This is a genomic window from Sulfuricella sp. T08, assembly GCF_000971475.1.
In the GTDB taxonomy this organism is placed as follows: domain Bacteria; phylum Pseudomonadota; class Gammaproteobacteria; order Burkholderiales; family Sulfuricellaceae; genus Sulfuricella.
On sequence record NZ_DF967544.1, the window covers coordinates 108,742 to 122,307 of the forward strand.

Annotated in this window: 11 protein-coding genes; 7 read left to right on the forward strand and 4 right to left on the reverse strand. The window is 59.3% G+C overall.

What is annotated here, in order from left to right; genetic code table 11:
• Positions 1-2,439 carry a glycogen/starch/alpha-glucan phosphorylase gene (locus SCT_RS11585; RefSeq protein WP_371257744.1) on the reverse strand — a complete coding sequence of 813 codons (2,439 nt, stop codon included), beginning with the start codon at positions 2,437-2,439 and terminating at the stop codon, positions 1-3.
• A 332-nt stretch (positions 2,440-2,771) separates the two neighbouring features.
• Here SCT_RS11585 and SCT_RS11590 point away from each other — a divergent pair, with 332 nt between their 5' ends.
• Together SCT_RS11590 and SCT_RS11595 are read left to right on the forward strand one after the other, a co-directional pair.
• Entirely contained in the window at positions 2,772-3,842 is a 1,071-nt protein-coding gene (locus tag SCT_RS11590; protein ID WP_159107904.1) for an efflux RND transporter periplasmic adaptor subunit, read from the forward strand.
• Between the two features lie 39 nt (positions 3,843-3,881).
• Positions 3,882-6,932, forward strand: coding sequence for an efflux RND transporter permease subunit (locus SCT_RS11595; protein WP_059423165.1), 3,051 nt, complete (start codon positions 3,882-3,884; stop codon positions 6,930-6,932).
• Positions 6,933-7,715: 783 nt separating this feature from the next.
• Here SCT_RS11595 and SCT_RS17925 read toward each other — a convergent pair.
• Positions 7,716-7,871 (reverse strand): phage integrase N-terminal SAM-like domain-containing protein, encoded by a 156-nt coding sequence (locus tag SCT_RS17925; RefSeq protein WP_371257742.1) that lies wholly within the window; start codon positions 7,869-7,871, stop codon positions 7,716-7,718.
• A gap of 47 nt (positions 7,872-7,918) precedes the next feature.
• Here SCT_RS17925 and SCT_RS11600 point away from each other — a divergent pair, with 47 nt between their 5' ends.
• The 5 genes from SCT_RS11600 to SCT_RS11620 all read left to right on the forward strand — a co-directional run bounded on the left by SCT_RS11600 (position 7,919) and on the right by SCT_RS11620 (position 11,089).
• Complete coding sequence (locus SCT_RS11600; RefSeq protein ID WP_059423167.1) at positions 7,919-8,218, forward strand: hypothetical protein; 300 nt, start codon at positions 7,919-7,921, stop codon at positions 8,216-8,218.
• A 74-nt stretch (positions 8,219-8,292) separates the two neighbouring features.
• Complete coding sequence (locus tag SCT_RS11605) at positions 8,293-8,883, forward strand: hypothetical protein (protein ID WP_059423168.1); 591 nt, start codon at positions 8,293-8,295, stop codon at positions 8,881-8,883.
• 84 nt (positions 8,884-8,967) lie between these two features.
• Positions 8,968-9,384, forward strand: coding sequence for a VOC family protein (locus SCT_RS11610; protein WP_059423170.1), 417 nt, complete (start codon positions 8,968-8,970; stop codon positions 9,382-9,384).
• 85 nt (positions 9,385-9,469) lie between these two features.
• The gene (locus tag SCT_RS11615) at positions 9,470-9,802 is read left to right on the forward strand and encodes a hypothetical protein (protein WP_189799660.1); all 333 of its coding nucleotides are present in this window, start codon (positions 9,470-9,472) and stop codon (positions 9,800-9,802) included.
• Between the two features lie 39 nt (positions 9,803-9,841).
• Positions 9,842-11,089 carry a TIGR03862 family flavoprotein gene (locus SCT_RS11620; protein ID WP_059423171.1) on the forward strand — a complete coding sequence of 416 codons (1,248 nt, stop codon included), beginning with the start codon at positions 9,842-9,844 and terminating at the stop codon, positions 11,087-11,089.
• Between the two features lie 309 nt (positions 11,090-11,398).
• Here SCT_RS11620 and ubiB read toward each other — a convergent pair whose 3' ends face one another.
• Both ubiB and SCT_RS11630 read right to left on the reverse strand, forming a co-directional pair.
• The gene (ubiB, locus tag SCT_RS11625) at positions 11,399-12,943 is read right to left on the reverse strand and encodes a ubiquinone biosynthesis regulatory protein kinase UbiB (RefSeq protein ID WP_059423173.1); all 1,545 of its coding nucleotides are present in this window, start codon (positions 12,941-12,943) and stop codon (positions 11,399-11,401) included.
• Positions 12,943-13,557 (reverse strand): SCP2 domain-containing protein, encoded by a 615-nt coding sequence (locus SCT_RS11630; protein ID WP_059423175.1) that lies wholly within the window; start codon positions 13,555-13,557, stop codon positions 12,943-12,945. Before SCT_RS11630 ends, ubiB begins: the two co-directional genes overlap by 1 nt.
• Positions 13,558-13,566 lie beyond the last annotated feature (9 nt).

Genomic DNA, 13,566 nt, shown 5'->3' on the forward strand with positions numbered 1-13,566 from the left:
TCATTTCACCGGCCATGCCGGCACTTGCGACAGGTGCCAGATGTCGCGGTTGTAGTCTAGGATGGTGCGGTCGCTGGAGAATTTGCCGCTGGCGGCGGTATTGAGGATGCTCATGCGTGTCCAGTTTTCCTGATCGCGGTAAGCTCGCGCCACTTGCTGCTGCGCATCGACATATCCACGGAAATCCGCTGCTGTCAGCCACGGGTCGTGAGGGCTGGTCACAGCGTGGATGATGGGGTCGAAGATGCCCGGCTCGAACAGATTGAAATGGCCGCTTTCCAGCAATTGCATCACACGGCGCAGGTCTTCGTCGGCAGCGATGATCGCGGCGGGATTGTAATTTGGTCTGGTGGCGTCCACCTCTTCGGCGGTGAGGCCGAACAGGAAGAAGTTTTCCTCGCCTGCTTCCTCGCGGATTTCGATGTTGGCGCCATCCAGCGTGCCGATGGTGAGCGCCCCGTTCATCATGAACTTCATGTTACCGGTGCCGGAGGCTTCCTTGCCGGCAGTGGAAATCTGCTCCGACAGGTCGGTGCCGGGGCAGATCACCTCCATCGCCGACACCCGGTAATCAGGGAAGAATGCCAGTTTCAGCAAGCCCTGCGCGGCGGGATCTTCGTTGATCACTTTTGCCACCGAGGACACCAATTTGATGATGCACTTGGCGATCATGTAGCCGGGGGCGGCCTTGCCGCCGATCAGCACGCAGCGCGGCGTCCAGTCTGCCGTGTCACCACGCTTGATGCGGTCGTAGAGGTGAATCACGTGCAGCACGTTTAGCAACTGCCTCTTGTATTCGTGGATGCGTTTCACCTGTACATCGAACAGTGCCTCCGTATCGAAGGCGATGCCGCAGTCGCGCTGCACCATCTCTGCCAGCCGCACCTTGTTAGCCTGCTTGACGGCGCGCCACTCGGCGCGAAATTTCGCCTTGTCAGCATGGGGGGCAAGTTTTTTCAACCGGGTCAGGTCGGTAACCCAGCCGTCGCCGATGGTGCGGGCAATCAGGTCGTTCAGGCCGGGGTTGCTCCAGGCTATCCAGCGGCGCGGCGTGACGCCGTTGGTCTTGTTGTTGAACTTGCTCGGCCACATTTCGTAGAAATCATGGAATAGATGTTGCTGCAGCAGGTGCGAGTGCAGTTCGGCCACACCGTTGACCGATGCGCTCGACACTACGGCCAGATAGGCCATGCGTATCTGGGCTTCGTCCCCTTCCTCGATAATCGACATGCGCCGCTGCCGGGCGGTATCTCCCGGCCAGCGTTGCGCCACTTCAGCCAGGAAGCGGGCATTGATTTCGTGAATGATGTCGAGCAGGCGCGGCAGCAGTCGGCCGAACATACTCACTGGCCAGCGTTCCAGCGCTTCCGGCAGCAGAGTATGGTTAGTGTAGGCGACGGTGCTGCGGGTGATGGCCCAGGCTTGATCCCAGTCCAGAAAGTGTTTGTCCATCAGCAGCCGCATCAGTTCCGGCACCGCACAGGTAGGGTGGGTGTCGTTGAGCTGGAAACAGTTCTTTTCGGCGAAGTTTTCAAAATTGCTGCCATGGATGTTGACCCAGTTGCGTAGCACGTCCTGGAGGCTGGCGGACGCCAGGAAGTACTGCTGGCGCAAGCGCAGCTCCTTGCCGTTTTCGCTGGCGTCGTTGGGATAGAGCACCATGGTGATGTTTTCGGCGCCGTTCTTCGCTGCTACCGCTTCGGTGTAGCTGCCGGCATTGAATTCGGACAGGTCGAATTCGTCGGTGGCCGCCGCCGACCACAGGCGCAATGTATTGACAGTGCCGTTGCGGTAGCCGGGGATGGGAACGTCGTAAGGCACGGCCACCACGTCCTGGGAATCTGTCCAGCGGGCGTGCAGGCGGCCGTCTCGGTGATAGTATCTGGTGTAGCCGCCGAATTTGACCCGGACGGTGCGCTCGGGACGCTCTATTTCCCATGGATTGCCATCGCGGAGCCAGTGGTCAGGTTCTTCCAGCTGGCGACCGTTGTCGATTTTCTGGCGGAACATACCGTACTCGTAGCGGATGCCATAACCCACTACCGGCAATTGCAGTGTCGCACAGCTGTCCAGGAAACAGGCCGCGAGGCGGCCCAGGCCCCCGTTCCCCAAACCCGCATCGTGCTCCTGGTCGGCGATTTCCTCCAGCATCAGGCCCAGGTTCCTGAGCGCCTCCTCGGTCGGCTTGTCCACGTCGAGGTTCAGCATGGCATTACCCAAGGCGCGGCCCATCAGGAATTCCAGCGACAGGTAATAGGTACGCTTGCAGTTTTGTTCTTCGTAGGCGTACTGGGTGTTCTTCCAGCGCTCCACCAGGCGGTCGCGCAACGACATCGAAAGTGAAGTGTAAACCTGGTAGGCCGCCAGACACATCTTGTCCTGCCCCAGTGTATGACTGAAGTAGCGGATGAAATCGTTGACGATGCTGTTGGCGTCCATGCCCAAGGCGGGCAGATCGGCAATGCCCTGCACAGGCTTGCTGATGATTAGTGGTACGGTATGAATGATAGTTTCTCCCTGGCGGGTAATGGGTTGTCGCAACGAATACGGGAAAGAAGCAGATTATTCCAGTCTGCGTTCAGTGCGCAATAATTCGTGTGACTCAGGCGAAGAGGTTTATATGGTATTTTACTAATATTCATCAATTGGATACAACCTAATTGCGGTTAATTTATCAAAAACGGATAAATAACTTTCTGGTTAGTCCAGGACAAGATGGCGGAATGTGCTGCACAGCGTTATTCTTCGGGGTGTCGCGGAGGGAATCTATAGTGAATCGGAACGCAACTGCTCTTATATTTCTTTTTCTGGGCATGCTGGTTTATGGCTGTGCTAAGCAAGAACAGGCCGCGGAGGGCGTTCGGCCGGCGCGGGTGGTGAAGGTGGCGCTGGGCGTGCAATCGCATCAGGCTAACTATTCCGGCGAGGTGCGCGCGCGCTTTGAAACCGCGCTGGCATTTCGCGTCGGTGGCAAGATCGCCAAACGCCACGTCGAGGTGGGCAGTCTGGTAAAGGCAGGCCAGGTGCTGGCCGAACTCGACTCTCAGGATCTCCGGCTGGCCGAAGCGGCAAGCCGCGCCCAGTTTGCCGCCGCGCAGGCGGATTCCGCGCTGGCCGAGCGCGACCTCAGGCGTTACACCGATCTGCTGGAAAAGAAATTCATCAGCCCCGCCGATTACGAACGCCGCAAGAACCTGTTCGACACTGCCAGGGCGCGGCTTGCCCAGGTTAAGGCGCAGCATGAGGTTAGCGCCAATCAGGCTGATTATGGCCAGTTGCGCGCGGACCACGATGGCGTGATCGTGAGTATCGAAGCCGAGGCTGGCCAGGTGGTGGCAGCGGGCCAGCCGGTGATGCGCCTGGCCCGGCCAGAGGAAAAAGAGGTGGCCGTCAGCGTGCCGGAAAATCGCCTGACCGAGCTGCGCGCCACGCAGGACATCCGCATCAGTCTGTGGGCCGAACCGGGCAAGTTGTATCGCGGCAAGGTTAGAGAAATTTCGCCCGCCGCCGACCCGGTGACGCGCACCTACACGGCCAAGGTGACCGTACTGGATGCCGCGCCGGCCATGCAGCTCGGCATGACTGCCAATGTCCTGCTGGGGGGTAGTGCAGCCTCACCGGCGGCGGAGTTGCCGTTAACCGCGCTGTACCAGCAGGCCGGTGGGCCGGCCGTCTGGCTGGTTGAACCGGCCAGCGGCAAGGTGCGGCTCATGCTGGTCCGGGTGGGGGAATATCGGGAGAAATCTTTTACCGTGCTGTCCGGCCTGAAGGATGGCGATAGCGTGGTGAGCGCCGGCGTGCACAAGCTGGTGCCGGGCCAGCAGGTGCGGGTGGTTCAGTGATAAAAATACACAAGCCACAGAGATGGTGAGATTTCAAACATGAACCGCTTCAATCTTTCCGAATGGTCGCTTAAACATCAGTCGCTGGTGCTGTACCTGCTCATCGTCCTGATGATCGCCGGTTCCTTCGCCTACACTAAACTGGGCCGCGCGGAAGACCCCAACTTCACATTCAAGATCATGGTAATGCGGGTCTATTGGCCCGGAGCCACGGCACACGAGGTGGAGCAGCAGGTCACCGACAGACTGGAAAAGAAGCTGCAGGAAGTGCCCTGGCTCGATTTCTTGCGCAGCTATTCCAAGCCCGGCGAGGCGCTGATTTTCGTCGTGCTGCGCGATTACACGCCGCCCAGGGAAGTGCCGGAGGTTTGGTACCAGGTGCGCAAGAAGATCGGCGATATCCGCGATAGCCTGCCGAAAGGTGTGCGTGGGCCGTATTTCAACGACGAATTCGGCGATACTTTCGGCAATATCTACGCATTTACCGCCGACGGCTACACCCATGCCGAGCTGCGCGACTACGTCGAGCAGGCACGCCAGGATGTCCTGAGCGTGCCCGGCGTGGGCAAGGCGGAGCTGCTGGGCGTGCAGCCGGAGAAAGTCTACATCGAGGTCTCGCACAAGAAACTCGCCAGCCTGGGCATTGATCCGATGCTGATCGCCGCCACCCTGGAAAAGCAGAACACCCTGAGCCCGGCCGGCAGCATCGAAACCGACAGCGACCGCATCAACCTGCGCGTGTCAGGCGATTTCGAGTCGGTGGAGAGCATCCGCGACATCGGCCTGCGTGCCAATGGCCGGCTGCTCCGTCTCGGCGATATCGCACGGGTTTACCGAGACTATGCCGATCCGCCGTCACCGAAGGTGCGCTTCATGGGCCAGGAGGCCATCGCGCTGGGGGTGTCGATGGAAAAAGGCGGCAACGTGATGGACCTGGGCGCAGGACTGGATGGCGCCGTCGCGCGCATTCAGGCGCGCCTGCCGGTGGGCATCGAAGTGCATCGGGTGTCCGACCAGCCGGGGGTGGTGAAGCGTTCCATCAACGAATTCATGAAGTCGCTGCTGGAGGCAGTGGCAATCGTTCTGGCCGTGAGCTTTCTCAGCCTGGGATTCCGCACCGGCCTGGTGGTGGCGCTGAGCATCCCGCTCACGCTGGCGATTACCTTCCTGTTGATGAAAGCGTTCGGCATCGACCTGCAGCGGATTTCGCTGGGTGCGCTGATCATCGCGCTGGGCCTGATGGTGGACGATGCCATCATCGCGGTGGAAATGATGGCGGTGAAGATGGAGCAAGGCTGGGAAAGGACCAAGGCAGCGTCCTTCACTTACACCTCGACGGCTTTCCCGATGCTGACCGGCACCCTGATTACCGCCGCCGGTTTCATGCCGGTGGGCTTCGCCAAGTCGGCTGCGGGTGAGTACACCTTTTCGATTTTCGCCGTGGTGGGGATTGCCCTGATCGTGTCCTGGATAGTGGCAGTGGTGTTCACGCCCTATCTCGGCTACAAGCTGCTGCCGGATTTCAAGGCGCATCCCACGCATGGCCACAATGTTTATCAGAAGCCTTTCTATGTGCGCTTCCGCAGGCTGGTGACCTGGTGCGTGGATCGCCGCAAGACGGTGATCGTCGCTACGCTGGCAATTTTCATCCTGGCCCTTTTCGGCTTCCGTTTCGTCGACCAGCAGTTCTTCCCCTCTTCCAACCGGCCCGAATTGCTGGTCGATCTGTGGCTGCCTGAGGGCGCTTCGCTCAAGGCCACCGAAGAGGAAGTAAAAAAACTGGAGAAGCACCTTGCCGGTGACAAGAATATCGTCAATTTCGTCAGCTACGTCGGCAACGGCTCGCCGCGCTTCTACCTGCCGCTGGACCAGCAGATGGCCCATGCCAATTTTGCCCAGTTCGTGGTGATGACCCAGGACAAGGAGGTACGCGAAGTGGTACGGACCCGGTTGCTCACGCTGTTTCAGACCGATTTCCTGTCGCTGCGCGGGCGCGTCAGCCGCCTTGAGAACGGCCCGCCGGTCGGCTTCCCGGTTCAGTTCCGGGTTCTCGGTCCCGATCCCGCAGTGCTGCGCATGATTAGTGCCGAGGTGGCGGCGGTGATGCGCGCCAATCCGCACGCCAAGGATGTGCATCCCGACTGGAACGAGATGGTCAAGGTGGTGAAGCTCGATGTCGACCAGGACAAAGCGCGCGCCCTGGGCATCAGCTCGCAGGAATTATCCAACTTCCTCAATTCGATTCTGTCCGGCTACAGCGTGACCTACTATCGCGAGCGCGACCAGTTGATCGAGGTGCTGGCGCGGGCTGAGGCGATTGAGCGTCTCAACCCCGCAGCACTCAAGGACATCAATATTTACACCCACGATGGCCGGCATGTGCCACTGGCCCAGATCGCCCATATCAATTACGACTTCGAGGAAGGCATCATCTGGCGACGCGATCGGGTGCCGGTTATTTCAGTGCGTTCCGACGTGGTCGGCAACTATCAGGCGCCCGCGGTGACCAAGGAAATCGAACCGAAACTGGCGTCTATCCGCAGCAAGCTACCACCGGGCTATAGCCTGGAAACCGGCGGCACAGTGGAGGAAAGCGGCAAGGCTGAAGCATCGATCAAGGCGGTAGTGCCGATGATGCTGCTTACCGTGATGACGCTGCTGATGATCCAGATGAAGAGCTTCCGCCGCATGGCGCTGGTGCTGCTCACGGCGCCCCTGGGCCTGATCGGCGTGGCGCTGGCGCTGCTGGTATTCCAGCTGCCGTTCGGCTTCGTCGCCAACCTCGGCTTCATCGCCCTGGGGGGCATGATCATGCGCAATTCGGTGATCCTGGTGGACCAGATCGACCAGGATATTATTGCCGGGCATCCACCCCGGGAAGCGATCATCGAGTCGGCTGTACGCCGCTTCCGGCCCATCATGCTGACTGCGGCAGCGGCGATCCTGGCCATGATCCCGCTCACCTTCAGCACCTTCTGGGGGCCGATGGCGGCGGCCATCATGGGCGGGCTGTTCGTTGCCACGATGCTGACCTTGCTGTTTGTGCCGGCGTTGTATGCGGTTTGGTTTAAGGTGCCGCGGGCGGGTTAAGCTGATTTAGTTGGTTTTGTGCGCTTCGCGCGAATATTTAGGTACCGGGGCTGCCCGGCGGCAGGTCACTTTTCTTGCTTCGCCAAGAAAAGCTAACCAAAAGAAGGCGACCCAACTCTGCCGCCCTTCGCTACGCTACGGGTTCCCTGCGCTGCTCGCCGAACCGGGCGGCTGCGGAACTCGCGCAAGCGCTCAGACAGTCCTCGCCGACTGCCCCCGGCCCGGCTGTGCTGCTCGGCGGCTGAGCAATGGGAAGCCAAACAAAACACCCCATCCCCATCCTGGCCTTCCCCTTGAAAAGGAAGGAATCACAACAACACACAACCACCACAACACCATCCCCTCGCCCCACCGGGGAGAGGGCTAGGGAGAGGGGGAGCAGCGGCGAGACCTCGCCCACAAAACCCAAATCCCCTTCTGCACCGCTTCGGTTTGACGGCCAAATTGGGATGAAGGCGAGCACTGTTCGAGCTCCGCGGTGGGGTGCGGAGTGTGCACCCCGCTAGGGCGAGTTCCCCACAAGGGGATTCCGACTTTCTATCCGCTAAAGCGGATGAAAGATCGTATACCGCAGCCGCCCAATTTGGCCGTCAAACCGAAGGTAGCCCGCAGGGCCGGTGCGGCAGGGTGTCTTTTTGTTTGGTTACTTGTATTTTGGACAAGCAAAATAAAGTAACCTGCCGCCGGGCAGCCCCCGGCATTTAATCATTTTCGCGCAGCGCACCTTAATGCAGTACCTTTTTCCCCGGATTCCATTTCACTCCATCCGGGCACTGCTCTCCTCTAATTCGGATGGTGCTTGTCAAAATGACAAATAAATCGTCTAATCCAATCTAGATATAGCTGTTCAGCACGGGTTATGTAATGCTTTAAACGAATTTTTCCGCGCACCTGATCCAACAAGTGCAGCGAAGCAAACAAGACGGTAGCATCAGTCATTTTTAGGATGCCCACGTTACGTTAGCAGTCAATACATAGGAGCCTCTATGCCAACTCGCTTATTACTGATTGTGTTTTCAATTGTGGCCTTACTGGCAGGCTGCGAGCAAGAATCCAACTTGGATGCGCCAAGGAAGTTCTTTAGCAAAAACAAAATTGGCGGTTCTGCTGATTACGCGGTGATCAAGTGGAACAACCCGGATGATCACGTTGCCACAGTTCACGGGTTCATGGATGACATGAAAAGTTGTTTGATTTTTGCTGAAGCACTTAACAAGGATGCGTGCAACGAAACAGGCGGCCGGGGTTGTCACAATCCATTCTCATGCCAGCCACTCAACAAGTGACCGCTAACCCTACGCTCAAGTGGGACTGCGCAAAAGCGCGCAGCCCCTTAGCTCCACTTCGTTAGCAATCACATATGACACCGGATGACGAAGCCGAAATTCTGGCCCTCATGCGGGCCGCGAGAGCACGGTCGCGCGGATACGCAGATTTCTTTGGTTGGGCTACGGACAGAGATCTCGAAGAGTTGGGCGTAATATCGGCGTTAGCTGAATCACTTGAGGCTGATGGTGCTTCCTTCTTTTCCGGCCTCAAACGGCGCGGGCGGCCGAACGATCCACCCGATTGTGAAGCCCTCAATCCGAATGACTCACGAATTGCCATCGAAGTTACGGAACTCGTGGACGGTGAGGCGATTCGAGCCTTCAAAGAGGGGCGCGTCTACGACTGGGCAGAATGGAGCAAAGATAAGTTCCTGTCAGCGCTTGCTGAGCGCGTAGCTGTGAAGGACAAACGCTTCCCGCACTTAAAGGAACCACCGTACGACGGCGGCTACATAGTGGTCGTTCATACTGACGAACCGGAACTATCACGGCCCACGGTTGAGGGCTTCTTGAATGGCCACCGTCTTGTGAGGCCTACCTACATTGCTAGGGCTTTTCTTGTCCTCTCGTACGACCCTGCGATTGGCCGTTGCCCGTACTTTGAGTTGGCGTTCAATGGCTAACCCATCCATCACACGGACGCAAACGATAAAGCCGCTTGCGCCGGTTATGTCACACGTAATGCGTCATGTAAGGAGTGAACACACATGAAGCCACGCATCAGCATGATCACCCTCGGGGTTCGAGATCTCGCAACAGCGGTCAAATTCTACGAGGCCGGACTGGGCTTCCCGCGCATGGAATCGCCGCCCGAGGTTGCGTTCTTCACACTTAATGGCAGCTGGCTGGGTCTGTATTCTCGTAACGCTCTTGCCGAAGACGCCACTGTTCCGCCTGAAGGAAATGGGTTCGAAGGGTTCACGCTTTCCCACAATGTTTCTTCGGAAGAAGAAGTGGAAAAAGTCATGGGCCAGGCGCTTGCAGCTGGAGCAACGCTCGTCAAGACTGCACAGAAGGTCTTTTGGGGCGGATACTCCGGCTATTTCAAAGACCCGGACGGTCATCTTTGGGAAATTGCACACAACCCTCATTTCTGGGTAGGCCCCCGCGACGATGAAGCATAACCAGCCCGCGCAGGGCGCTTACCCCCTGGTTGATCCAATGGCCTGTTGATTACTACGGTGTGAATGAAAACAGGAGCACAGTAAAATGAGCAGGAGACTGAAATCATGGTTTATTGCCCTTGTGTTTGCCGTCACACCTCTCGCTGCAACCGCTGAAAATAGCGATGCCGTGACTGGTGACAAGGCCACGGATATGGTGGTGGATCTGGTGGTGGTGCGGCCACTGGGATTGGCTGCCACTGTGATTGGAACTGTGATGACGGTGGTGGCACTGCCCTTTACCCTCCCCAGCGGCAGTGTAGAAAGTTCGGCTCGGGAGCTGATTGTCAGGCCAGCTGAATATACCTTCAATCGGCCCCTTGGCGAGTTCCACCGATGCGGAGCGGATCGTCACCCCTGCGGCATGTCTGACCGCTAGCATTCCCGATGCGTGTCTTAATGGATGAATTATTAAACGATGTCATCGAATAGCGTACACGCCCGAACGGTGGCGGTCATCGGCGGCGGCCCTGCCGGACTGATGGCGGCTGAAATATTGAGTCAGAACGGCGTGCATGTCGATCTCTACGACGCCATGCCCTCTGTGGGGCGCAAGTTTCTGCTGGCCGGCAAGGGTGGTCTGAACCTCACCCATTCTGAAACGTCCGAGCTATTCCTGTCACGCTACGGCGCGCGCCGGGCACAAATCGAACCCTGGCTAGCAGCTTTCGGACCAGAAGCCCTGCGGCTATGGGCGCACGGGCTCGGCGTCGAAACCTATGTCGGCACCTCCGGTCGCGTGTTTCCCACCGAGATGAAGGCGGCGCCGCTGTTGCGCGCATGGCTGCACCGCTTGCGTGTAGCCGGGGTGCGCTTCCACATGCGGCACCGCTGGCACGGCTGGAGCGAGGATGGTGCGCTGCGCTTCTCAACACCGGAGGGAGGGAAGTCGGTACACAGCGATGCTGTGGTGCTGGCGCTGGGGGGCGGCAGCTGGGCGCGCCTCGGCTCGAATGGCGCGTGGGTGCCGCTGCTTGAACAGCGCGGGATTTCTGTAGCTGCGCTGCGACCTTCCAATTGCGGTTTTGATGTCGGCTGGAGCGAGCACTTTCAAACCCGCTTCGCCGGCCATCCCTTGAAGTCGGTAGTTGCGACTTTCACGGATAAGGAAGGCGTCACGATTCGCAAGCAGGGCGAATTCATGGTCACGGCAACCGGTGTCGAGGGCAGCCTGATCTATGCGCTGTCTGCGCCTCTGCGCGACGAGATCGAGAGCGCAGGCGCCGCGGTAATTTATCTCGATCTGCTTCCCGACAGGGAACTGTCATACGTGATCGCAGAACTGGCGCGACCGAGGGGTTCGCGGTCGATGGCCAGCCACCTGCAAAGCCGGCTGGGGATCAAGGGAGTGAAAGCCGGCCTGCTGCGTGAGTGCGTGCCGGCGCAAGATTTCTCAGATCCTGCCCGCCTGGGAGCGGCGATCAAGGCGCTGACGGTGCGGCTGATCGCGCCGCGCCCTCTTGATGAGGCGATCAGCAGTGCGGGTGGCGTTACGTTCGAGGAGCTCGACGAGCGCTTGATGATCCGCTCCTTGCCGGGTGTGTTCTGTGCGGGTGAGATGCTGGACTGGGAGGCGCCGACCGGGGGCTATCTGCTTACCGCCTGTTTAGCGAGTGGTCGTGCCGCAGGCTTGGGGGTGTTGGCTTGGAAAGCTGAAAACAATTAGCCACAGAGAACACAGAGAACACAGAGAACACAGAGAACACAGAGAACACAGAGAACACAGAGGCGTCACATGTAGGTTGGGTAGCGGCAGATCGAAACAAGCGCCCTTCACCATTGCCCCCTCTCCCGCTTGCGGGAGAGGGTTGGGGTGAGGGCTGGCGTAACCCAACAAACCCCATTTTCCTTCTAAATGTTGGTTTCGCCTAGAGGCGCCTACTTTTGGTGATGTTTGGGTTTGTTGGGTTACGGCGCAAAAAACCGCGCCTAACCCAACCTACATGTCTAGGATAAACGACGCAGGTAAAGCGAGTTAGTAGGATTCGGGCAACAACAGGCTGAGCCACGGCAGCAACTGTCCCAGCAGGACCAGTGCCAGCAATACGGCAATCACCATCATCCAGCGCCGTTCGCGCGCGTCCCGCGCGCGCAATTCTTCGCGCAGTTGCTGAACCTCGCTATTCCCTTCGCGGCTCAAGGCGCGGTGCACCAGGCGCGGCAGCTGCGGTAGCAGGGTTCCCCATTGCGGTGCTTCGGTCTTGATGGTCCTGATCAGGCCGCGCCAGCCCAGCTGCTCGCTCATCCAGCGTTCCAGGAAAGGCATGGCGGTTTGCCACAGGTCGAGGTCAGGATCGAGTTGGCGACCCAGGCCTTCGATGTTGAGGAAGGTTTTCTGCAGCATGACCAGTTGCGGCTGGATCACTACGCCGAAGCGGCGCGAGGTCTGGAACAGGCGCAGCAGGAAGCGGCCGAAGGAAATTTCCTTGAGCGGACGGTCGAAGATCGGCTCGCACACCGCGCGGATCGCCGCCTCGAACTCGTCCACACGGGTCTGCGGAGGAGCCCAGCCGGATTCGATGTGAGCCAGGGCAACGCGCTTGTAATCGCGCTTGAAGAAGGCGAGGAAGTTCTGCGCAAGGTAGTTCTTGTCGCTGTCGGTAAGGGTGCTCATGATGCCGAAGTCGAGCGCGATGTAGCGCCCTTCCGGGCTGACCAGGATGTTGCCGGGGTGCATGTCGGCGTGGAAGAAGCCGTCGCGGAACACCTGGGTGAAGAAGATCGTCACCCCCTCCCTGGCGAGCTTGGGGATGTCTATGCCCTGTGCGCGCAAAGCATCGACCTGGCTGATCGGCGTGCCAGCCATGCGTTCCATCACCATCACGCTGGTGTGGCACCAGTCCCAATAGATTTCCGGCGCCAGCAGCAGGTCGGAATCCTGGAAATTGCGCCGTAGCTGGCTGCCGTTGGCGGCCTCGCGCATCAGATCGAGTTCGTCTTCAAGGTGCTTTTCGAATTCTGCCACCACCTCGCGCGGGCGCAGGCGCTTGCCGTCCTCCCACAGGGACTCGACCAGGCTGGCACCGGCATAGAGCAGCGCGACGTCGTGGGCGATGACGTGGGCGATGGCAGGGCGCAGGATTTTTACTGCCGCCTCGCGGCCATCCTGAAGCCGGGCGAAGTGAACCTGGGCGACGGACGCGGAAGCCACCGGCACTGGGTCGAATTCGGCGAACACCTCACTGGCGGGCTTACCGTAAGCTTTCTCTATCGCCGCCAGGGCGATTTCAGGCGCGAACGGCGGTACCCGGTCCTGAAGTCTGGCGAGCTCGTCGGCGATGTCGGCAGGAATCAGGTCGCGCCGGGTCGAGAGCACCTGGCCGAACTTGACGAATATCGGCCCGAGCGCTTCGAGAGCCTGGCGCAGCCTTACCGCGCGCGGCTCTTCGAGCGGTCGCCAGAATAGGGCGACCACGACCAGCGGCCTTAGCCAGCGGAAGCGCTCATGGCCGAGGATGAATTCTTCCAGGCCGAAGCGCAGGGTGACATAAACAATTTTGGCGAGACGCAGGAGTTTCATTACTTGGCTGAGAGTTGTTTTATTTTTTGTTCCAGTTGTTCCACCCGGTCATGCATTTCACCCACTTCCTTGAAGAAGGCATGCACCTGCTCGGGTTGGGCCAGCATTGGGCTTTCTTCCTGCCAGTGCTCGGCCCAGGACTTGGCGATGGTTTCGGCGGCGTTCCTGTGCCACTCGAGTACATCGGCTGCGGTGGAAACCAGCTTGTGCGCGGCAATATCGCCGAGCACGCGGCTCAGGTCTTCTTCTGCGTCCCAGCGCATTTTGCCCAGGGTTTCAGCGAGCTCCTTGGCCAGAGCAGTGTCTTCCCCGTCGGCGATGAAGCGTGCATCCGAGGAGATCAGCCAAGCCAGGGGGTTGGGGATCAGCGTGGCATCTACCCGTGCGCCCGGCACGGCGAGTGTGAAGCTGCCATCGTCCTGGATGGTAAAAGAGGCAGATGTCAGCGGCAGTCGCAGTTGCAGGGTTTTACCGGCATGCGGGCGCAGACGCACCATGGCCCAGGAGTGCTGGCTGAGGAGATGATTGAGAAGCCCGGCCAGCGCAGTTTCGGGCAAGGCCGAAACTGCGCTGCCGGGCTGTTTGCTCGGCGTTTCAGGAATCAATTGGATCAAAACAAGCGT